The 20,753-nt window shown below is 71.8% G+C and carries 21 protein-coding genes and 2 pseudogenes; 9 read left to right on the forward strand and 14 right to left on the reverse strand.

Annotated elements, in window-relative coordinates; genetic code table 11:
* Positions 1-864, reverse strand: a complete 864-nt coding sequence (locus AB5L52_RS41190) for an oxidoreductase (RefSeq protein ID WP_369368275.1) — start codon at positions 862-864, stop codon at positions 1-3.
* Between the two features lie 180 nt (positions 865-1,044).
* On the opposite strand from AB5L52_RS41190, the gene AB5L52_RS41195 reads away from it, so the two are divergent.
* A complete protein-coding gene (locus tag AB5L52_RS41195; protein ID WP_369368276.1) occupies positions 1,045-1,920 on the forward strand; it encodes a helix-turn-helix domain-containing protein in 876 nt (291 codons plus the stop codon).
* Between the two features lie 30 nt (positions 1,921-1,950).
* Here the strand turns inward: AB5L52_RS41195 and AB5L52_RS41200 are convergent, their stop codons facing one another.
* Positions 1,951-2,781, reverse strand: coding sequence for an aldo/keto reductase (locus AB5L52_RS41200; protein ID WP_369368277.1), 831 nt, complete (start codon positions 2,779-2,781; stop codon positions 1,951-1,953).
* Between the two features lie 94 nt (positions 2,782-2,875).
* Between AB5L52_RS41200 and AB5L52_RS41205 the strand changes: the two are divergent.
* A pseudogene (locus tag AB5L52_RS41205) lies at positions 2,876-3,617 on the forward strand (LacI family DNA-binding transcriptional regulator); the annotation flags it as partial.
* Between the two features lie 520 nt (positions 3,618-4,137).
* Entirely contained in the window at positions 4,138-5,112 is a 975-nt protein-coding gene (locus tag AB5L52_RS41210; protein WP_369368278.1) for a TauD/TfdA dioxygenase family protein, read from the forward strand.
* A 1-nt stretch (position 5,113) separates the two neighbouring features.
* On the opposite strand, the gene AB5L52_RS41215 is transcribed toward AB5L52_RS41210, so the two are convergent.
* The 5 genes from AB5L52_RS41215 to AB5L52_RS41235 form a co-directional block, all read right to left on the reverse strand.
* A complete protein-coding gene (locus tag AB5L52_RS41215) occupies positions 5,114-6,142 on the reverse strand; it encodes an LLM class flavin-dependent oxidoreductase (protein WP_351023104.1) in 1,029 nt (342 codons plus the stop codon).
* 155 nt (positions 6,143-6,297) lie between these two features.
* Positions 6,298-7,800 carry a metallophosphoesterase gene (locus tag AB5L52_RS41220; RefSeq protein ID WP_369368279.1) on the reverse strand — a complete coding sequence of 501 codons (1,503 nt, stop codon included), beginning with the start codon at positions 7,798-7,800 and terminating at the stop codon, positions 6,298-6,300.
* Positions 7,801-7,991: 191 nt separating this feature from the next.
* Positions 7,992-8,201 carry a hypothetical protein gene (locus tag AB5L52_RS41225; RefSeq protein ID WP_369368280.1) on the reverse strand — a complete coding sequence of 70 codons (210 nt, stop codon included), beginning with the start codon at positions 8,199-8,201 and terminating at the stop codon, positions 7,992-7,994.
* Between the two features lie 309 nt (positions 8,202-8,510).
* Positions 8,511-8,813 carry a hypothetical protein gene (locus AB5L52_RS41230; protein ID WP_369368281.1) on the reverse strand — a complete coding sequence of 101 codons (303 nt, stop codon included), beginning with the start codon at positions 8,811-8,813 and terminating at the stop codon, positions 8,511-8,513.
* Positions 8,814-8,923: 110 nt separating this feature from the next.
* A complete protein-coding gene (locus AB5L52_RS41235; protein WP_369368282.1) occupies positions 8,924-10,156 on the reverse strand; it encodes an MFS transporter in 1,233 nt (410 codons plus the stop codon).
* Between the two features lie 100 nt (positions 10,157-10,256).
* On the opposite strand from AB5L52_RS41235, the gene AB5L52_RS41240 reads away from it, so the two are divergent.
* Positions 10,257-10,721: a winged helix-turn-helix transcriptional regulator gene (locus AB5L52_RS41240; protein ID WP_369368283.1), complete on the forward strand. Its 465-nt coding sequence runs from the start codon at positions 10,257-10,259 to the stop codon at positions 10,719-10,721.
* Between the two features lie 59 nt (positions 10,722-10,780).
* On the opposite strand, the gene AB5L52_RS41245 is transcribed toward AB5L52_RS41240, so the two are convergent.
* The 3 genes from AB5L52_RS41245 to AB5L52_RS41255 form a co-directional block, all read right to left on the reverse strand.
* The gene (locus AB5L52_RS41245; protein WP_369369056.1) at positions 10,781-11,248 is read right to left on the reverse strand and encodes an isochorismatase family protein; all 468 of its coding nucleotides are present in this window, start codon (positions 11,246-11,248) and stop codon (positions 10,781-10,783) included.
* Between the two features lie 52 nt (positions 11,249-11,300).
* Positions 11,301-11,813 (reverse strand): hypothetical protein, encoded by a 513-nt coding sequence (locus AB5L52_RS41250; RefSeq protein WP_369368284.1) that lies wholly within the window; start codon positions 11,811-11,813, stop codon positions 11,301-11,303.
* Between the two features lie 64 nt (positions 11,814-11,877).
* On the reverse strand, positions 11,878-12,072 hold the full coding sequence (locus AB5L52_RS41255; RefSeq protein ID WP_351569876.1) for a hypothetical protein: 195 nt from the start codon (positions 12,070-12,072) through the stop codon (positions 11,878-11,880).
* A gap of 181 nt (positions 12,073-12,253) precedes the next feature.
* Between AB5L52_RS41255 and AB5L52_RS41260 the strand changes: the two genes are divergently transcribed.
* On the forward strand, positions 12,254-13,054 hold the full coding sequence (locus AB5L52_RS41260; protein ID WP_351569878.1) for a HisA/HisF-related TIM barrel protein: 801 nt from the start codon (positions 12,254-12,256) through the stop codon (positions 13,052-13,054).
* An 11-nt stretch (positions 13,055-13,065) separates the two neighbouring features.
* Here the strand turns inward: AB5L52_RS41260 and AB5L52_RS41265 are convergent, their stop codons facing one another.
* The gene (locus AB5L52_RS41265) at positions 13,066-13,866 is read right to left on the reverse strand and encodes an alpha/beta fold hydrolase (RefSeq protein ID WP_369368285.1); all 801 of its coding nucleotides are present in this window, start codon (positions 13,864-13,866) and stop codon (positions 13,066-13,068) included.
* Positions 13,867-13,980: 114 nt separating this feature from the next.
* Here AB5L52_RS41265 and AB5L52_RS41270 point away from each other — a divergent pair, with 114 nt between their 5' ends.
* The 3 genes and pseudogenes from AB5L52_RS41270 to AB5L52_RS41280 form a co-directional block, all read left to right on the forward strand.
* Positions 13,981-14,649, forward strand: a complete 669-nt coding sequence (locus AB5L52_RS41270; protein ID WP_369368286.1) for an HAD family hydrolase — start codon at positions 13,981-13,983, stop codon at positions 14,647-14,649.
* An 18-nt stretch (positions 14,650-14,667) separates the two neighbouring features.
* Positions 14,668-15,000: a hypothetical protein gene (locus tag AB5L52_RS41275; RefSeq protein ID WP_369368287.1), complete on the forward strand. Its 333-nt coding sequence runs from the start codon at positions 14,668-14,670 to the stop codon at positions 14,998-15,000.
* Positions 15,001-15,005: 5 nt separating this feature from the next.
* A pseudogene (locus tag AB5L52_RS41280) lies at positions 15,006-15,456 on the forward strand (hypothetical protein); the annotation flags it as partial.
* 70 nt (positions 15,457-15,526) lie between these two features.
* On the opposite strand, the gene AB5L52_RS41285 reads toward AB5L52_RS41280, so the two are convergent.
* From AB5L52_RS41285 to AB5L52_RS41295, 3 genes are all read right to left on the reverse strand, one after another.
* Positions 15,527-16,726: a glycoside hydrolase family 64 protein gene (locus AB5L52_RS41285; RefSeq protein WP_369368288.1), complete on the reverse strand. Its 1,200-nt coding sequence runs from the start codon at positions 16,724-16,726 to the stop codon at positions 15,527-15,529.
* 233 nt (positions 16,727-16,959) lie between these two features.
* Positions 16,960-17,718, reverse strand: coding sequence for a dienelactone hydrolase family protein (locus tag AB5L52_RS41290; RefSeq protein ID WP_351569888.1), 759 nt, complete (start codon positions 17,716-17,718; stop codon positions 16,960-16,962).
* A 116-nt stretch (positions 17,719-17,834) separates the two neighbouring features.
* Positions 17,835-18,455: an L-threonylcarbamoyladenylate synthase gene (locus AB5L52_RS41295; protein ID WP_351023130.1), complete on the reverse strand. Its 621-nt coding sequence runs from the start codon at positions 18,453-18,455 to the stop codon at positions 17,835-17,837.
* Positions 18,456-19,025: 570 nt separating this feature from the next.
* Between AB5L52_RS41295 and AB5L52_RS41300 the strand changes: the two genes are divergently transcribed.
* Complete coding sequence (locus tag AB5L52_RS41300) at positions 19,026-20,591, forward strand: helix-turn-helix domain-containing protein (protein ID WP_351569891.1); 1,566 nt, start codon at positions 19,026-19,028, stop codon at positions 20,589-20,591.
* Positions 20,592-20,753 lie beyond the last annotated feature (162 nt).

Raw genomic sequence — 20,753 nt, forward strand, 5'->3', positions numbered from 1 at the left:
TCAGCCCGCGATGCCGTCCAGCTCGGTGACCGCCTCGTCCGGCAGCACCAGGCTCGCCGCGGCGATGTTCTCCCGCAAGTGCTCCGGCGAGGACGTACCGGGGATGAGCGCGATGTTCGGCGACCGGCGCAGCAGCCAGGCCAGCGCCACCTGCTGCGGTGACGCCTCCAGCCGGGCGGCGACCTTCGCCAGCGTCTCGGACTGCAGCGGGGTGAAGCCGCCCAGCGGGAAGTACGGCACGAAGGCGATGTTCTCGGCGGCCGTGCGCGCCACGAGGGCGTCGTCCTGCCGGTTGGCCAGGTTGTACAGGTTCTGCACGCACACCACGGGCGCGATCGCCCGCGCCTCGTCCAGTTGCGCGGCGGTCACCGTGCTCAGCCCCAGGTGCCGGATCAGCCCCCGCTCGCGCAGCTCGGCCAGCGCGCCGAACTGCTCGGCCAGGGAGTCGTCGTTCGGGGCGTCCACCTCGCCCAGCCGCAGATTGACGACGTCCAGGGCCTCCACGGCGAGGCTCCGCAGGTTGTCGTACACCTGCGCCTTCAGGTCCTCGGGATGCCGCGACAGGATCCAGCTGCCGTCGGCTCCCCGGCGGGCGCCGACCTTGGTGACGATGTGCAGTTCCTCGGGGTAGGGGTGCAGGGCCTCCCGGATGATCTCGTTGACGACCACGGGACCGTAGAAGTCGGCGGTGTCGATGTGCGTGATGCCCGCCTCCACCACCGCGCGGAGCACCGCGACGGCCCGGTCACGGTCCTTCGGCGCGCCGAACACATGGGGCCCGGCCAGCTGCATGGCGCCGTAGCCGACGCGGGTCAGGGTCAGGCCGTCGGCCGGGGTGATCGTGCCGCCGAGCTGTGCAGTCATGTCGTACCTCTCAGGTGGTGCCCAGGGTGTCCGGGCCACCGCTCTCGTTCCGGCGGCCTCGGTGTCCACCCTGCGTCCCCGGCGCCCGCCGTTGCAGTACCCCGGCGATCCTGGGAGTGGCAGGGCCAGTCACCGCCTGCCGGGCGGCCGTACGGTGAGGCCATGGACGGAGGTGGGCCCATGGCCGGATCGAACGCGCTCGGCGAGTTCCTGCGCGCCCGCCGGGCGCTGGTGCGGCCCGAGGACGTGGGGCTGCCCGGCGGCGGCCTGCGCCGGGTGCCCGGGCTGCGCCGCGAGGAGGTCGCGCTGCTGGCCGGCATCAGCTCCGACTACTACCTGCGGCTGGAACAGGGCCGGGACCGCAACCCGTCCGTGCAGGTCCTCGAAGCCGTCGCGCGTGTGCTGAAGCTCGACGCCGACGCCACGGCCCACCTCGTGGGCCTTGCCCAGGACCGGCCCAGCGCGGGTGTACGGTCCGGGCGCCGCACACAGCAGGTGCCGGCGAGCCTGCTGCAGCTCATCGACGGCTGGCCGCGCAATCCCGCCTACGTCCAGAACCGCTGCACCGACTGCCTGGCCGCCAACGCCCTCGCCACCGCGCTCACCCCGAACTACCGGCCCGGCGTGAACATCCTGCGGGGCGTCTTCCTCGACCCGGCCGAGCGGGCGCTGCGCCGGGACTGGGCGGACCTCACCGAGGAGGGCGTGGCCGTGCTGCGGTCCGAGGCCGGGGCGGACGCGGACGACCCACGGCTGCGCGATCTGGTCGGCGAGCTGTCCCTGCGCAGTGACCGCTTCCGCACCCTGTGGGCCCGGCACGAGGTACGGCCCCGGCGCGGCCGGGTGAGCCGGCTGACCCATCCGCAGGTCGGCGACCTCGACCTGCAGTCGAACAAGCTGTCCGTGGACGGCACCGACGGACTCACCCTGGTCGTCTTCCACGCCGAACCCGGCAGCCGCAGCGCCGAACTCCTGGACATCCTCGGCAGCCTCGCCGCGCCCCCGAGCGACGCCGCCCGGAAGCGCGGCGCGCACGAGCACATCGAGGAGCCGTAGCCCGGCGCGGCTCGTTTGCTGCCGGTGGCCTCAGAACTCCTCGTGCTCCTCGGGGTCCCCGCCGAGCCGGCGCGGGGCGTGGCGGGCGATCGCCGCCAGCTGGCCGGAGTCCAGCGTGAAGCCGAAGACGTCGAGGTTGGCGCGCTGCCGGCCCGGATCGGCCGACTTCGGAATGGGCAGCGCGCCCATCTGGAGGTGCCAGCGCAGCAGCACCTGGCCCGGAGTCACCCCGTGCAACTCGGCGATCCGCCCGACCGCGGGGTCGTCCAGCAGTCCGCTGCCCCGGCCCAGCGGACTCCAGCTCTCGGTGACGATGCCCTTGTCCGCGTGAAAGACGCGCAGCTCCTCCTGCGGGAACAGCGGGTGCAACTCGATCTGGTTCACCGACGGCAGCACACCGGTCTCCTTCTCCAGCAGCGTGATGTGCTCCGCAGTGAAGTTCGAGACGCCGATCGAGCGGACCAGCCCGTCCTCGCGCAGCTTGATCATGGCCTTCCAGGAGTCGACGTACTTGCCGACCCGGGGATTGGGCCAGTGGATCAGATACAGGTCCACATACTCCAGGCCCAGCCGCCGCCGGGACTCCTCGAAGGAGGCGAGGGTCTCCTCGTAGCCATGGTGCCGGCCGGGCAGCTTGGTGGTCACCACCACCTCCTCGCGGGGCACGCCGCTGCCCGCTATGCCCCGCCCGACACCGGTCTCGTTGCGGTAGTTCGTCGCGGTGTCCACCAGCCGGTAGCCCAGGCCGAGCGCGGAGCCCACGGCCCGCTCGGCGGCCGCGTCGTCGAGCGGCCAGGTGCCGAGGCCGATGGCGGGGATCGCCGTACCGTCGTTGAGCGTGTACGCCGGAATACCGTTCACGATGGGACCTTCCCTCGACTGTGTCGTCCCTCCAGCCTCACGGATAGGGCGAGCCGTGATCAAGCGGGCGGGTGGGGCGAGGGCAGCGAACGGCATGGGCGGCGGCACGGAGCGGGGCGGCGCGGGCTGTGGACGGCCCACGTCCGGGACGTCACCCGGCTCGCCGGCGTCTCGCACACCGCCGTCTCCTTCGTCTTCAACGGCCGTGCCGAGGGCAACCTGTCGCCCGCCACCCAGGAGCGCATCCGGCAGGCCGCCACCCGGCTCGGCTACCGGCCCTACCCCGTCGCCCGCGGCCTGCGCCGCCGCCGTGCGGCCGTGATCGGTCTGGTCACCGACGAGATCGCCTCGTCCCCGTTCGCCGGCCGGCTGCTGCGCGGCGCGGTGGAGACCGCCTGGGACAGCGACCACCTGATGGTCACGGTGGACTCCGGCGGCGACCCGGCCGCGGCATCATCTACGCCGCCATGTCCCTGCGCCGGGTCCGGGTCCCCGAAGGGCTGCACCGCACCCGCTCCGTGCTCACCAACTGCCGGCCCGAGGACGACTCGCTGCCCGCCGTTGTCCCGGCCGAGCGGGTCGGCGGACGCACCCGGGACGCCCTGCGCGCCCAGGGCGTCACCGTGCGCAAGGAGTGGGCCGTACGCACCGGAGACAAGATCACCAGCGGTGACGAGGGCGCGACCAGGCTGCTCGACGGCGCCGACCCGCGGCGCCGGCCCACCGGAATCTTCTGCTGCAACGACCCGGTCGCGGCAGGCGTGTTGCATGCCACGACCCGGCTCGGGATGGCCGTACCCGGCGAGTTGTCGGTGGTCGGCTACGAGGACCCGGATACCGAGAGCCGGACAGGGCGGGACGCGCACGGTGACGGGAGCCGATCCCTCGGCGCCCGTGCGCGGCCGGCTGTCGCGGCCCAGGACGACGGTGCCCGACGCCGGACCCAGCCGGACCGTCAGCGCCCGGTCCGCCGCCCGCAGCAGGGTGACGCCGTACGTCCGTGCGCGGTGACGGTGAGGTCGTACGACACCGGGAGCGGCACGGGGCCCGGCGTGGTCGCGAACGGTTCGGGCGCGCGCGGCAGTTCCAGTTCCGGTGCCGGCGTCACCCGCAGCGAACCGTCCGTATGGACACCGACCACCCGCGGCGCGGTGAGCGTGCCCGCCCAGCCCGCCGCCACCACCTCCGCCGCCTCCCGCGCCTCCCACGACCAGCCTCACATCAGGGCCCGCCCGGCGCTCTTCGCGGCCGGCGGCACGGCGGTGTTCCGGAACACGGTCATCCGGGAGTTCACCGTGTGAGGGCCGGGATGCCACGATCGGTGGGAAGCCGGTACCGACGAACATCGGAGCGCGTATGACGATGCACAGGACCACCGCGGACCACACGGAGCGGGTCGAGGGCGTGGAGGTGAAGCCGGTCGCCGGGCACATCGGAGCCGAGATCACCGGCTTCGATCTCGCCGGGCCGCTGGACGACGCCGTGGTGGCCCTGATCCGGCAGACGGTGCTGCGCTGGAAGGTGGTGTTCTTCCGCGGGCAGGAGCTGGACCACGCAGGGCACGTCTCCTTCGCCCGCCGTTTCGGCGAACCGGTCGTGCCGGGCCGGCGGGGCAGCGCCTCACCGGCCGGCTTCCCCGAGGTGGAGACCACCGCGGACCGGCTGGAGTTGGGCGGCCGGTTCGGCATGGAGCACGACGAGTGGCTGCGCCGGCGCCGGCACACCCTGCTGCGCGGCTGGCACTGCGACCACGGTGCCCGGATCGACCCCCCGGCCGCGACCATCCTGCGCGCCGAGACCGTCCCGCCCTACGGCGGCGACACGACCTGGGCCAATCTGGCGGCCGCCTACGCCGGCCTCTCGGCACCGGTCCGCGCCTTCGTGGACGGACTGCGCGCCGAACACCGCCTCGGCGTCGGCTACCAGCCCAGGCCCGGCGACGACGCGTACGTCCGCCACCTCCTCGACCACCAAGTCGCCGCAGTCCACCCGCTGGTGCGGGTGCATCCGGAGACCGGGGAACGCGTGCTGTTCGTCAACGGCTACTACGTGGAACAGATCAGCGACGTCTCCCGCCCGGAGAGCGCGGCGCTGCTGGAGATGCTGCTGGAGCAGGCCGTCCGCCCCGAGTACACCGTCCGCTTCCGCTGGGAACCGGGCAGCGTCGCCTTCTGGGACAACCGGGCCACCATCCACCTCGCCCCCGGCGACAACACCCACCTCGGCTTTCCCCGGATCATGCACCGGGTGATGCTCGCCGGGGACGTCCCGGTAGGGGTGGACGGCAAGCCGTCGGAACCGGTCACCGGCACGCAGCCGGGCCGCTGGTGACTCAGCCGGCCGGCCGCCACCCCAGCGCCGGACCCAGCTTCGTCGCCATGTCCGTCAGGATCTGTATGTAGTCCGCGTGCTCGAAGGTGAACGGCAGCGCGAACGCCACCTCGTCCACCTCACGGAACGCGGCGTGCGCATGCAGCCGTTCGGCGATCTCCGCCGAGGTGCCGACCAGGTCCGGGGCGAACAGCAGCCGGCCCGGACCCTGCGGGGAGGCCGTACGGGGCAGGCGCTGCGCCGCATACGCCGCGTACTTGGCGCGCTGCTCCGGGCTCGCGGAGTCGGTGGGGATCACGACCAGGCCCTGTGAGACCCGGGCCGCCTCGCCCTCGGGGTGACGGTCGCGGAACTCCCTGATGAGGGACAGCTGGATAGCGGCGAAGTCCCATGGCCCGTCCGGCTGTTCCGCCCTGACCACGCTGCTGGTCAGGAAGTTCATGCCGTGCTCGCCCGCCCAGCGTGCCGAGCCGGCACTGGCACCGCCGTACCACAGGCGTCGGCCCAGCCCGGGGGAGTGCGGCTGGACCACGTCCGAGAACACCTCGAAGCCCTCGACCCCGCTGAAGTCGCTGGCGGGCTTGCCGCGCACGAAGTCCAGCAGCCGCCGTACCCGCTCGTAGGAGAAGTCCTCCACGGCGGCGGTGTCCGGGTACAGCGCCTCCTTGATCTGCTCGTAGTGCATCGGCGGGCCCACGCTCACGCCCGGGTTCAGCCGGCCGCCGGACAGCAGGTCCACGGTCGCCAGATCCTCGGCCAGCCGCAGCGGGTTCTCCCAGCCCAGTGGGATCACCGCCGTGCCCAGCTCGATGCGCCGGGTGCGCTGGGAGGCCGCCGCGAGGACCGCGACCGGGGAGGAGATGCCGTACTGCAGATGGCGATGGCGGACCCAGGCGCTGTCGAAGCCCAGCCGCTCGCCCAGCTCGATGATCTGCAGTGTGGACTCGTGACCCCGGGCCGGATCCGCCGCGTCGAACAGGCCGATGGTGAGAAAGCCCAGCTTGCGCAGCGGGCGAGGGGTGGGCGGCACGGGCTCCTCCAGCGGTCGTACGACGGCTCTGCTCCGATTCTCGCAGGCCGATGTGACAACCGTGTGATCGCCGGCGGTCGCTTCAGCCGACCACTTCAGCCGACCACTTCAGCCGACCACTTCAGCCGACCACTTCAGCCGGTCGCTTCAGCCGGTCACTTGAGCGGGATGACGACCTCGTCCTCGACCGGCGGATCGACCTCCTGTGCGCGGTTGCCGGTGGCGGCGAAGCAGCGCAGCCGGACCGCCTCCGGAGCCACGTCGAGACGCAGGAAGCACTTGAAGAACGGCGGGCTGTAGGTGGCCGAGCCGGGCGAGAACAGCTGGGTGTAGGCCTTGCGCACGGGCAGCCGGAAGCGGGACGTACGGTCCGGGCGGCCGCCGGTGCCGAGCAGACTCGCGACCAGTCGGGTGCGCCGGGTGACCCGGGCGTCGGGGTCCGGCTTGCGGCCCGGCTCGATGCCGAGCCGTTCGGCGACCACCGCGATTGCCTCGGCCTCGGTCAGGTCGAGGAGGCGGGGCAGCCGCAGCCGGCGGCCGTACAGATGGCTGTAGAAGGCGAGCGAATCGCCGCGCAGCGGATAGCAGCGGAAGTCGCGCTCGGTGACACCGCCGACCGACACCCGCGGGATGGTGTGCGTGGCGTGCATGAACGCCCCGCCGCCGCCCGCGACCACGTACTGGATGGTGCGGCCGTCCACGTCGACCGGATAGCGCTGGTAGTTGTGGATGTCGCCGCCGATCGCGGCCACATAGTGGTGGTCCGGGTCCCGCACGATCTCGTCCACCGTCCCGCCGCCCTCGATCGCGCACGGGTGGTGTTCGCCGTCGACGTACAGCGGTGATCCGGTGATCAGGATCTTCGGCTTCGGATCCCGGGACACCTCGCGCAGCCAGGCGCCCTGTTCGGCGTCGATCGTGCCGAGCAGACCGGTGTCGATGCCGACGATCCGCACCGGACCCGCGTCGATCGCCCAGTACGGCCCGGGCTGCGCGGCCTGTTGACCGGGGGCGGACCGCAAGGCCCGTGCGGCGGCGAGCCGTTGCTCGTCGGTCGGACCGGGCCGGTGCCACAGCAGGGCACGCCACCAGGCGCGGCTGAGCGGGCGCGGCCGGGGCTCGGGGTCGAGCGGCGGGGTGTCGGCGCAGAAGACCCGCATGAACGCGCCGAGGTCCTCGTACCAGTCATGATTGCCCGGTATCGCATAGATCGGCGACGGATAGTCCTGATAGGGCCGGAAGAACTTGTCGCCGTAGTCCCGGGCGCTGCCCACCGGATAGATCACATCGCTCGCGATCACCGCGAAATCGGTGTCCTGACTGGTCTTCAGGAAGCCCGGTACGACGGCGTATTGGCTGTCGTCACCCTCGCCGGTGTCCCCGATGACCATGAACGAGAACGCGTCGGTGCCGTCCCGCCGGATCACCTTGTCGCCCGGCGCCCCGGCCGCTGCCCGGCGTGCCACCCAGTGGCTACGGGTACGACCGGTCGGATCACCGAACCAGGACGCCAGCACGCCGTTGCGGGCGGCCCACAGCGTCCGCGGATTCAGCCACGACAGCTTCTCGACGTGGTGCGGCATCAGCTGCTTGTAGGCGCCGGGTTCGGCCGAGCCCCAGCCGGCGCCCTGTGCGGTATCGCGCGAGGAGTCAGACACACGTTGCACCGTAACAACGCACCGCCCAGCGGCGGTCGGCGCCCCAGGCGCTCGCGCGTGTCGCCCAGGGAGCAACGCGAGGCGACTGCGGCGCCGCCGACTGGGTCCGCGGTTCGTTGCTCGATCTGGTGGGTCGTCATGATCGTACGACGCGGCTGCCTGCCTTGCTACGAAGTCCCCTTGTGGACAGGCTAGTTGTGCCTGACCGTGTCGAGCAGCAGATGCGCGGCCACCGTGGCCCCGTCGGTGCGGATCGTGCCGGCCGCGGCCCTCGCCCGTGCACGTGTCTCGGGGGTGAGGGCCGCGGTGAGGGCGGCGGACAGGGAGGCGGAGGTCGGCGTCGTCGATCGGGGCCAGGTCCACCCAGCCGCGGGCGAGGAGGGCGCGGTGGCCTTGCGCACGGCTCGCTTCCACGGCCACCCGGGCGATGTCCTTCGGGGCATGAGCGGCCATGCTGCCGAAGCCCACGTACACCGGTGGTGCGCCCGTGTCCAGGAACGCCTCCAGCCGCTCCGGGAGCGGACGGTCGTCGGGCAGGATCCATGCCCCCGTCTGCACCAGGTCGAAGTCCGTCAACTCCTGCCACGGGCCCAGGACCGGGTCTGCCGCCGGCCACGGCTGGTCGGTCAGGACGTGGTCGCGGACGTCGTCCACCGGTGCCGGCCCGAGCCCCGCCCGGTGCCGGTTGAGCGCTTCGCCGTACAACGCGTTCACCCGCTGGGCGTCCTGCTCCCACAGCACCTTGAGGTCGGTCTCCTCCCGCGGGACGGCGTACCGGGCCGTGCCCCCGGAGGGTGGTGCGGCGAGGGCAGTCCGAAGATGTCGCAGCACGCGAACACGTAGCGGATGCCGAGCTTCTCGGCCACGTCCCGTGCGCCGGCCGGCATCAGACCGGTTGCCAGGAGCGCGTCGCATCCCTCGGCCGCCGCGGTGAGCGTGTCGAATCGCGCGGCGACCAACTCGGGCGCGAGCCGGAACGCGTCCTGCGCCGTCGGCGGCCTCTCGCCGCTCACCACCGCTCGCACCGGCGGGCCGAGCGGCGGGCCGAGCGGCAGGGAGGAACGTTCTCTGCTTTCTCCCTGCCTTGCTCTTTGTCGGTACTTGTCGTGGCCGTATCAGGAAGTCACGCTGTGGGGCCCAGGTGCCGGGTCGTCGCCCACAGCAGCAGGGCGGCGCAGCTGAATGCCGTTCCCAGGGCGGACACCCCTGTCCACCCGGTCGTCGCGTACGCCAGTGAGGAGCCGATGGCGCCGAGGGCGCTGCCGGCCGAGTAGAAGACCATGTAGCCGTCGATGATCCGGCTTCCCGCATCCGGGTGTACGGCGTAGATGAGGGACTGGTTGGTGACGTGTACGGCCTGAACGGCGAAGTCCAGGAGGACGGCTCCGGCCGCCAGCGCCCAGAGCGACTGCCGGGTGAACGCCAGGGGGAGCCACGACACGGCGAGCAGGACCAGCGCGGCACCCGTGGTCCGCTGGGCGAGTCCGCGGTCGTTCCATCGGCCGGCGGCGCCCGCGGCCGCGGCTCCGGCCGCTCCGGCGAGCCCGAACGCGCCGATCGCCGTGTGTGTCAGCGACCAAGGCGGACTGCTGAGCGGCTGGACGACGCTGCTCCACAGCGTGCTGAAGGCCGCGAAGACCAGCAGTGCCAGCCCGCCGCGCGCCCGGAGCAGGGGGTGGCGGGCGAACAGGACGACGGTCGATGCCGGCAGACGCCGGTACGGCATGGCGACCGTCGGCGGTCGGCCGGCCGGCAGGGCGCGCCGCAGGAGCACCGTGAGTGTCGCGGTCACGACGGCCGAGAAGAGATAGACGGCGCGCCATCCGGCCAGGTCGGCCACTGCGCCCGCCACCGTGCGGGCCAACAGAATGCCGGTGATGACCCCGCTGGTCACCGCTCCGACGACCCGCCCCCGGAAGGCCGGAGCGGTGAGATGGGCCGCTGCGGCCACCATGGTCTGGGCGACGACGGCGAGCGCACCGACCACTGCCAGGGCGGCGAGCAGTGCCGTGGTCCCGGGCGCCAGGGCGACAGCCAGCAGCGCGGCAGCGAGCAGGCCGAGCTGGAGCGTGATCAGCCTGCGTCTGTCGACGAGATCGCCGAGCGGGACGAGCAGGAACAGCCCTGCGGCGTATCCGAGTTGGGTGACGGCGACGATGGCGCCGAGCAGTCCGGAGCCGAGCGAGAACTGCTCGCCGAGCGTGACCAGCAGGGGCTGGGCGAAGTAGACGTTGGCCACCGCGCTGCCGCAGGCGATGGCGAAGAGCAGGGTCAGGCGCGCGGACGGCGGCCCGGACGGTGCGAGTGTGGTGTTCGCGGCCTTCTGGCCGCCGGCCGTCGAGCAGTCGCTTGGCATACGGAGCCCTCTTCATGATGGTTGCAACTTGCTACCCGGTGGACCCTAGATGGCGAGGTAGCATGTTGCAACCATGTGTGGTGCCGAGGAGGAGAGTGGGATGGTCACCCGTACGCGGTTCGACGCAGACCCGTGTCCCGTTGCCCGGTCGATCGACGCCATCGGCGACTGGTGGTCGCTGCTGATCGTGCGCGACGCGTTCGACGGCAGTCGCCGCTTCGGCGAGTTCCAGCGAAGCCTGGGCATCGCCAAGAACATTCTCACCAGCCGCCTGCGCACGCTGGAGGAAGCCGGAGTGATGAGAACCGCGCCCGCCTCCGACGGCAGCCGCCACCAGGAATACGTGCTCACGGAAAAGGGGCGAGCGCTCTTCCCTGTCATCGTCGCACTGCGGCAGTGGGGCGAGGCGCACTGCTTCGACCCCGGGCAGCCGCACTCCCGACTCCTCGACCGTCGCAGTGGGCGCCCGCTGAGCCCGCTGGAGATCCGCTCCAGCGACGGGCGCCTCGTCGGCCCGGACGAAACCGTCGTCGAAAAGCTCTCCGCTACGGACGGCGCCGGCTGACTCGGCCGACAGCCACGGCACGGCTGCACCCTGAACGGGGGCGCCGGAGCTGGTGGTTGTCAGTTCGAGTGCGGTCCGATCAGACCCAGGGTCTCGTCCGTGGTGCGTACGTCGCCGAACGACCGGTAGATCGTGTGCAGCGCTGCGTTGTGGTCCTGGTCGCGCCGGGCCGCGTTCGCGTCGGCGATCATCAGCACGCGCAGACCCGTGGTGGCCGCGTCCCGGGCCGAGGACTCGCAGCAGACATTCGTGAGCGTGCCCGTGATGAGGACGGTGTCGATGCCGCGCTCCGCCAGCAGTCCCGGGAGCGGCGAACGGCCCGGGAAGAAGGCGCTGTACGCGGTCTTCTCCACCACGCCGGGACGAGGCTCTCGTACGCATGCCGCCTCCCGCGTCTCTCCTCCTGCCGTGCGTACTCCCGGGGTTCGATCCGCCAGTCGTGGATCTTCGAGTCGGTCCGCATACGTCCCTCGGCCGGCCCAGGGTTCTGGCGTCCGGTGCCCGGTGCCCGGCGTCGGCCGTGACAGCCACCGCGGCCGCCGCCGCCCGCCGACGCCGGATCGGCCTGCCGGGGGCCGGTCACCGCTGCACGTAGACGTAGTTCCCCTGCTCCCGGCCCACGGTGCCGACGGCGGGGGCGACGATCTGGAAGGTCACCGAGCCGACGTATGTGCCGGAGGCGGTGATCTTCTTGGGGTCGTCCGGCACCGGCGTGTAGTACGTCACCTGCTGCCCGTTGGTCGGCACGGTCTGGGTCTGGTCGGAGGTCGCGGCGGTGCCCGGCGGTCCCTGCGCCGGATGGCCGGGTGAGCCACCGGGGACGTAGCCCAGGACGCCCCGGACCCGGAGGTTGACCGAGGGCACGTTGCCGTTGGTCGTGCAGCTCATCCGCGCCTTGAAGATGACGCTGCCCGCGCCGTTGGAGAAGTGCGGGTTGTCGATCTGGGCGGTGCACACGGCGACATCGTCGACCGCGGCGGGCGCGGGCGCCCCTGACGAGGCCGAGGCGGTACCGGAGGCGGCCGACAGGGCCAGCAGCGTGGCGGCCGCGAGGACGACACGGCGCCGGACACCACCCAAGGCGGCGGGCATGGGTTCTCCTCTCATGCATCCCTCGTGCATCCCTCATGCATCACAAGACGCGAGACGCAGGAAGTCAGCCGCAGTTCGCGTTGATGTGGTTCGACTCGTGGAACTCGTAACTGCCGTCGGCATGCTGTGAGTTGATGTACGTTCGGAAGTCGTGGATGCCCGTGCCCGCGCAGTCGTAGGTGATGGTCTGCGCGTGCTGCCCGGTGAAGTTCAGGGTGGCCATGTCCTCCCAGCCGCCTGATGCCACGTACAGGGCCAAGCGATGCGACGATGCACCGTGCATCGCGTAGTGAATCCAGACGCGTAGTGAATCTAGAACAGGCGGCATCGCTGCCACCACGGCGCGCGGAGATCACCGGAGGCATCCACGCCACACCGCGCGCCGCCCACCGCCGCCGGAGCGTGTGGGGTCGTTCGGTGTGGTTCGGGAGGAGACGGCGGTGGGGGTACCACGAATGTCGCAGGGCGCGGTGAGTGCGGAAGGGACCGATGCCGGCGCCCGGTTCGAGCTCTTTCCCTCGGTGCATGTGGCCGGTGGCCGGGTGGTGCACCTGGTCGGAGATGGTCAGGTGGCTGAACTCGACCGGATCGATCCGGTCGAGGCCGCACTGGCTTTCCAGGAGCAGGGTGCCACGTGGCTGCACCTGGTGATGGCCGAAGAGGAGGACGGGGGCTTCGACCTCGGGCAAGCCCGGCGCGTCATCGAGTCCGTCCGCATCGATGTCCAGCTGATGTGCCGGGCCGGCGTCGACGACGAAGCCGCCCTTGAGCAGGTGCTCACCACCGGATGCGCCCGCTTCAACCTCGGCCGAAGCGCCCTGACCGACCTCCACTGGTGCGCCGAGGCGATCGCCCGGCACGGCGGGCGGATCGGCGTCAGCCTGCCCGTCCGCCTGACCGAGCGCGGCCCGCGCCTGGCCGGGCCGGGGCGGGGCACGGACGCCGGAGACCTGTGGCAGGCGCTCACCGTGCTCGACGAGGCCGGCTGCGCCCGCTACGTGGTCACCGACGTCAGCCGGGAAGGGAGCCTCTCCACCCCCAACCTGGAGCTCTTCGGCGAGGTATGCGACCGGACCGACGCCGCCGTGCTGGTCGCGGGTGGCATCGCCACCCTGGACGACCTGCGCGCAGTCGCCGCGCTGGCCCCGCGCGGAGTCGACGGCGCCCTCATCGGCCGCGCGCTGTACTCCGGTGCCTTCACCCTGTCCCAGGCGCTGGCCCGTGTGGCCACCAGCACGTAGCGGTGGCGTCCTCAGCCAGCCCTCTGGCCTGCGGCCCGCGTATCTCCGTCCTCCCATACGGCGGTCAGCACGGCATTGACGACGTCGGGCCGCTGGCCGTGCGGGTAGTGGTCCGTGGCCCGCAGGCGCAGATGATCGGCACCCATGCGGTCGGCGGTGATCCGGTTGACGAGCATGAGCGGTTCACCGGCGTAGGTCCGGTAGAGCTCATGGACGCCCTCCCAGGTTCCCGAGATCACCAGCTTGGGCCAGGCAGCAGCGGCCAGTGGGGACAGCGGAATGTCCGCGGTCCAGCATGACCGCTCACGCAACGCGCTGGCGGTGGCGCGCAGATAGACCTCGGGGTCGAGGTCCGTCGGCAGTTTGCTCATGCCCTCGCGGTTGCGCTGGAGGGCCTCGGCGACAAGCGGTTCGTCCTCGGCCACTTTCAGTCCGCCGTGTTCGATCACGACGAGCGAGGCCACAAGGTCAGGGCGACGCCCGGCGGCGAGCAGCGCGACCACGCCGCCGTAGGAGTGTCCCACCAGGTGGGCGCCGCCGACCTCCTCCAACAGGGCGAGCACGTCCTCGGCGTCCACCTCGAAGTCACTGGAGAAGTCGCCGGGTGCGTCCCCGCTCGCGCCGTGCCCACGGCGGTCGACCACCAGGAGCCGACGGTGCGTGGCCAGCGGCCGCCGCGTGGTGAAGCCGTACGGCGGTGGCGCGGTCCCCCAGGTCTGCGCGCCGTGGATCAGAACGGCCGGCCGACGCCCGGGGTCGGCCTGGCTTCCCCAGCTCGTGACATGAAATCGTGCCTCTGCCACATCCGTCATACCGTGAGCCTGTCCAGGCTCGCACGGCCGCTTGCGGCCGACTGTGAGCAGCCATTGAACATGCTTACAGGGATGTCCCGTAGTCGGTTGCCCGGCGCCTGGCACGATCAATGTGTGAGGAACGAATCTGAGCAGCCCGGCCGGACGAGATATGTCCTGTTCGATGTCGACGGCACGTTGATCAACGCCCTGGACAACCAGCGGCAGGTATGGCGAGCGTGGGCGGAGCACTACGGACTGGACCCGGACGAGGTCTACAGAGTGGCCCTTCGGACCAGACCCTCCGAAACCTTCGCGCAGGTCGCCGCGTGCCACGATCCGCACGAGTGCCTGGCCAGGCTGCACGAGCTGGAGGACGAGGACGTCCGGACCGGCCGCTACGCGGCCTTCGACGGTGCGGCAGAGGTGCTGCACGGCCTGCCACCGGGGTCCTGGGCGCTGGTGACCTCGAACTACGAACACCGGGTGCGCGGCCGATTCCTGCGGACAGGCCTGCCGCTGCCGGACCTGATCGTCGACGCAGCCGCTGTTGACGAGGGCAAGCCCGCTCCCGTTCCGTATCTGCGGGCCGCTGCGCGACTGGGTGCCGAGCCGGGAGACTGCCTGGTCATCGAGGATGCCCCGTCCGGAGTGCAGTCCGGACTGCGCGCCGGTATGACGGTGTGGGGCGTGAACGCCGCTGCCCCGGTGGAGGGCATGCACCGCCACTTCGAGAACCTGCGCGAAGCAGTCCCACACATCCTGGCCTTCGCGTCCGGATCCACCGTCAACGCCGTGGCCTGAGCCGGGTCTTACGCCGTCGTGCAGTCCCGTGACCAGTGCACGGTCCGGCTTCTCGGTATCGATCCGGCGGACGGCCGTACGACGGTGTCGCACGAGCAACGGGACGCCCGCTGGGTGGAGTTGGTGCGGGGCCGCCGGCCCGTACCAACTCCTGAGCCGTACTTGCCCATGCGGATCGAGCCGAGACGCGGTACCTCACCGCCGATGCCCCGCGTGCCGAAGGTGGTGCGCGCCGCGCGGCCGGTCCTGGCGGTGCCGTCGTATGCCGAGTCGCCGGTGCTGGGCGTGTGCCGGAGCCTGCTGCGGCTCGGCCCGCGGGCGCTGCGGGCCGCCCTGTATCTGCCCTCCTAACACCGACTTCGACCCAGCTGCTGGCCAACCCCGGCTTCGAGTCCGGCGGCACCGGCTGGACCGCCACCAGCGGCGTCATCACCAGCGACAGCGGTGAGGTGGCCCACGGCGGCTCGTACAAGGCCTGGCTGGACGGCTACGGCAGCTCGCACACCGACACCCTGTCCCCAGTCGGTGACGATCCCCGCGGGCTGCAAGGCGACCCTGACCTTCTATCTGCACATCGACACCGCGGAGACGACCACCGGCACGCAGTACGACAAGTTGACGGTGACGGCGGGTTCGAAGACCCTCGCGACCTACTCGAACCTCAACAAGGCCGCCGGCTACAGCCAGAAGTCCTTCGACCTGTCCTCGCCGGCGGGCTCGACGGTCACGCTGAAGTTCAACGGCGTCGAGGACTCCTCGCTGCAGACCAGCTTCGTCGTGGACGACACCGCCCTGACGACCGGCTGAGCCACCCGCAGGTGCCCGATTGAGTCACCCGTCGCGGCCCCGCACCCGAGCGGTGCGGGGCCGTGGCATGTCAGCTCAGCGGATCCAGTGTGAGATACGCCTGCTGCGGGCTGCCGTCGTGGACCAGCGACTCCTGGTTCCCGACGTCGTCGAAGGCAAACGCGTAGGCCTTGCCGTCGGCCATCTCGGCGTGCACGGCTCGCGCGTACTGGTTCGTGACGGCGTCCTGGTAGAAGCCGGTTGTCGTGGTGTCCGGCTGGTTGGGATTGGTCAGCAGCGTGGAGCGGTTGAAACCGGCGCACAGGGTGCGGGAGATGGGGCCGCGGACCTTGTCATTGGGCGCGTCGAGCAGCTTGTGGCAGCCGAAGACGCTGTCCGCGTCGGGCTTCTGGAAGCTGGTGACGACCGCGCCCGAGGCGTCGGTGAAGTTCATGACGTCGCCCGAGACCCGGCCGTAGTACTTGGTGTTCGGCTGGTCGGTGAACGGCGTCACGGTCAGCGTCGACGTCGTGTACTTCTGCCAGACGCGGCTCACGTAGTCGTCCATCACGTTCGCCGGCAGGGCGCCGGTCTCCACGCCGTACAGCGGCGAGAGCGCGCGCAGCACCGTCCCGTCGGAGCGGGTCTGGACCAGCCCTGACCAGCCGCCCGACTGGCCGTGCAGCGCGTTGAAGAAGCCCGTGTAACCACCGGACTTCAGATGCCCGGTGGTGCTCACACTGCCGTCGGAGCGCTGCACCCCGACCGCGTACGGCGCCGAGAACATGTCCACCTGGGTGCTGTTCAGCCACAGCCCGGCGTCGTTCAGGGTGTACTCGGACCAGTTGAACAGGATGTTCCGGTTGGGGTCGGAGGGGTTCTGCACGGCCGGCTGCACCAGGCCGCCGCTGGCCAGCCGGAAGTCGAGTTTCTGGCCGTAGGAGAAGTAGATCCGGCCGGAGAACTTCGGTATCCGGATCGTCTTCGACTGTCCGGGGGCCGGGCCGTCGATCGCCGCGTCCGGAGCGGGTGTTGGGGGGTTTCCGCCCGCCGGCCAGGCCTGGAAGGCGCCGTTCTCGTCGGCCCAGCCCTGCGTACCGGAGGACAGCTGGGTGCCGAGGTCGTAGACGTAGACCGGTTCGGAACGGCCCGAGTTGTTGGTGATCTGCAGGGGGATGGTGTCCGGTACGGCGGCACCGGCGCGGTCCGGGGTGCCGAACGCGAGCACTCCGCCGACCAGGGCCGCGGCGGCCGCCAGGGGCAGCGCCGGGCGTGTGCGTGTCTGGGGCACTCTCTACCTCCGTGTGGGGGTCGGGGTCGTACGGATGCTGGTCCGTACCTGTTCTGAGAGCGCTCTCAGACTCGTACTCGGGGCGCGAGCATGTCAATGAAATGGACAAGATGGAGTGGGGCAAGCCCGATTGGAGCGAGGCGGAGTGGGGCGAGGCGGAGTGGGACGGCTATGGGGCGGCTTCGGGGCGGCGCCCGCCGCGAGCCGGACTCGGGCGGGCGCCTGGCCCGGTGTCAGAACGTACGCTTGAGCAGGTCCAGCAGGGCCGCCCAGTGCCGCTCGTCGGCCTCGCCGTCGTACGCGGGCGTGTCCGCCTGGGTGTAGCCGTGGTGCGCGCCCGGATACACCTCGCAGGTGTGCCGGACGCCGGCCGCGGTCAGGGCCTCCTCGAAGCGCGCGATCTGCTCCGGGGGCAGCGACCGGTCGTTGTCGGCGTGCCCGAAGTACAGCTCCGCCGTGATGTCCGGAGCACCCAGATGCGGGCTGGTCGGCTCGTCGGTGGCGAGCCCTCCGCCGTGGAACCCGGCCGCCGCGGCGACCCGGTCCGGGTGCGCGGCCGCCGTCCACAGGACCAGCCGGGCGCCCATGCAGTAACCGGTGAGCGCGACCGGCCCGTCGGCGACCAGCGGGCTGTCGGCGAGCCGGCGCAGATAGGCGCCCGAGTCGCGCGCGACCAGATCCGGCGTCAGCGAGGAAACGACCGGGCCGAGCCGCTCCCAGAGCGTCGGGTCGGCGCCCGGGTCGATGAACTCGGGCAGCTCGACGACCGGGGTCCGGCCGAGGCGGTAGAACACGTTCGGCACCAGCACGGTGTAGCCGGCGGCGGCCAGCCGGTCGGCCATCGACCTCAGATGCGGGCGAATCCCAAAGGCGTCCTGGTAGAACAGCACACCCGGACGGGGGCGTCCGTCGGCGGGATGGGCGAGATAGGCGTCCGCGACGCCGTCCTCGGTCCGGATGTCGACATCGTGTCCCTGGACATCGTCGGTCATGATGAGCAGACCCTCCCTCGGGGGACCGGCGCCGGGGCGGGGTGCTTCTCGACGCCATGGCTACGGCCCATGCTGTCACGCAAGATCGGGACCCTCGCACCGGGTGTGCCGCGCCCTCACTCGAAGCGGAGAGTGTCTCCGGCGCCCCGCCGTACGATCTCCGCCTCGCCGCCGGAGAAGTCCACGACCGTCGTCGGCTCGGTGCCGCACTCGCCCGAGTCGACCACCGCGTCCACCACGTGATCGAGCCGGTCCTTGATCTCCCAGCCCTGCGTCAGCGGCTCCGCCTCGTCCGGCAGCAACAGCGTGCTGGACAGCAGCGGCTCGCCCAGCTCCGCCAGCAACGCCTGGGTGACCACATGGTCGGGGATGCGCACACCCACGGTCTTCTTCTTCGGGTGCAGCAGTTTGCGCGGCACCTCGCGGGTGGCCGGGAGGATGAAGGTGTAACTGCCGGGCGTGGACGCCTTCACGGCGCGGAACACGTCGTTGTCCACCCGCACGAACTGGCCGAGCTGCGCGAAGTCCCGGCACATCAGCGTGAAGTGGTGCCGGTCGTCCAGATGGCGGATGGAGCGGATCCGGTCCATGCCGTCCCGGCTGCCCAGCCGGCAGCCCAGTGCGTAACAGGAGTCGGTCGGGTATGCGATCAGCGCTTCCGAGCGCACCGCGTCGGCGATCTGGGCGATGCTGCGCGGTTGCGGGTTCTCGGGGTGCACGTCGAAGTACTTCGCCACGCGTCGAGCTTATGCCGTCCCGGGCGCCACACACGCACCCACGCCCCGGCCGTCCCCTCGGTTTGAAGGCGACGTGGACGCGCTCCGCTCACCGGCCCACCGGCTGCACCTTGTCGCCCGTCACCTGCTGCGCGCGCTGTTCCCGCCCCGGAAGCCGAACTTGGGAGCCGTGCGCTGACGCCCCGCGGTTCTTGCCGGTCGCCCGCCGAGGCGGCGCTGTGCCTGGTGGGAGCGGTGCTCGCGGCGGTGGGGCGGTTCGGAGGTACGGCGGCGGGGGCCGGCTGCGGAGCGTTCGGCCGAGGGTCTGAATATTCATCAGTAGTCACCGGATTCGCGTGAGTACGCCGCGGATTCAGGTGAGTCCGGATTCGTGGGAGTACTTTCCGGATTCGGGGGAATCCGAATCTGAGCCGTCCTGGGCACCCCCCCGCTCCGGACGAGCGGTCTCCGCCGGCGTCCCACCCCCCCCGGGGCGCCGGCGGAGCCATGTCCGGCCCGGGAGCGGGTCGCGTCGGGTATCGTGTCCCGATCCGTCATCGCAGGTCAACACGGAGACGAGGAGAGAGGCACGTGCCCGGCCGACCGGACGAGGGCCCGGCGTTCCCGCGGCCGCACGGCGGCGACAGCGCCTGGGCGCAGGAGTTGCTGGACCATCTGCGGCCCGCGGGACGCGATCCTCGCCGGCTCGTCGCCTGGCTCGCCCGGACCGTGGAGGCAGCGGTGGGCCTCCAGGACGCGCGCGGCGGCCTGCTCGCCGGTGAGCGCCTGTCGCTCGACGCGGCCGTGGTCGCCGACGTCGCCACCGGGCGGGTCTCCGCCGCGGCCCTCGACGACGGCGTACGGCACGTGCGTCTGGTCGGCATCCGGCACCCGGGGCCCGACCCTGCGGCGGCAGCCGTCCTCGCCGTGGCCCGCCCGGCACCCTTCGACCGGCATACCGCGGACATCCTCGGCCACACTGCCGGTGTGCTCGAACTGCTCCTGAGAGAAAGGGAGTTGGCGGCATCAGGGCGGCGGTTGCGGCGGGCCACCGCCGATCTGCGGCTGGCGATCCTGCAACTGCTCATGGTGGAGGACACCGTCTCCGCCCGCCGGGTCGCCGCCGGGCTGTGGCCGGGCCTGCTGGAGGAGGACACCGCCCGCGTGTACGTGCTCGAGGGCGCCGCCGCCGAACGCGACCGGCTCGCCGACGCATGCGTGGACGTCACCGACGGCAGGGCGCTCGTCGTGCGCTGCCCCGCGGTGGACGAACACGTCATCGTTGTCGGCCCGGCCACCGAGGTGGGGGAGCGGCTGCGGTCCCTCGTCACCGACCGGCCCGGCACCTTTCTCGGCGGCAGCCCCCGCCAGCGCCTCGCCCTGACCGCCACCGCCTACGGGCAGGCCGTCACCGCCCTCGCCGTGGCCCGCTTCCGGCCCGACCGGGCCGCCGTCTACGCCGCCCGCACCCGCCCCGCGCAGCTCATGGACCCCGTCGCGCTGCGGGCCTGGGCCGGTGCGGTGCTGCGCCCGCTCGACGCGCTGCCGCACCATGTGCGTGCCGAACTGCTCGCCACCACCCGGCTCGGCCTCGAGTTCACCGCCGTGAGCGCCGCCAAGGTGCTCGGCGTCAGCCGCAACACGGTCCGCGCCCGGATGGACCGGGTCGCCGCACTGCTCGGCGCCGACTTCTCCCGGCTGGCGGTGCGCGCTGTCACCCACGCCGCCCTCAACACCGAGGCCGCGCACGGCCCGTGCGACTCCCGTGGTGCCGCATCCGATCCGCCGTCCCGAGTCCGGCTCACCGAGCTCCTCCGGACGAGCGCGCTCGGGGCCTGGGCCGAAGGGCTCCTCGGCCGGCTCGACGAAGACGGCCGGGACCTGCGCCGTACCCTGCGCGCCTGGACCGGCGCCGACGCGCACGCCGAACGCGCCGCCCAGGTGCTCGGCGTACACGCCCAGACCGTGCGCGAACACCTCCGGGCGGTCGAACCCGTCCTGGAACGCCGGCTGACGGCCGGCGGCACCGACCTGTACGAGGTCGTCCTCGCCCACCTCGTCACCGGCGAACTGCCCGTACCCGACCTCGGCGCCGGGGCCGTACCCGCAGCCGGCGCCGCGAACCCGGACCAACCGGACGCGCCTGTGCACCGGTGAGTGCCGTGCGGGCCGCGCCGGGCACCGGTGCGCTACCCCGTCTCCGGCAGCGCACGTAACGTCGACAGTCCGCGGGGCACGACCGGAACGGGGGACCGGTCGCGGCCCCGCGCTCCGCCTTGCGGGATGCCGCGGCTTTGCGCAGTGTGCCGAAGCCGTCGC

This window comes from Streptomyces sp. CG4, assembly GCF_041080655.1.
Lineage (GTDB): Bacteria > Actinomycetota > Actinomycetes > Streptomycetales > Streptomycetaceae > Streptomyces.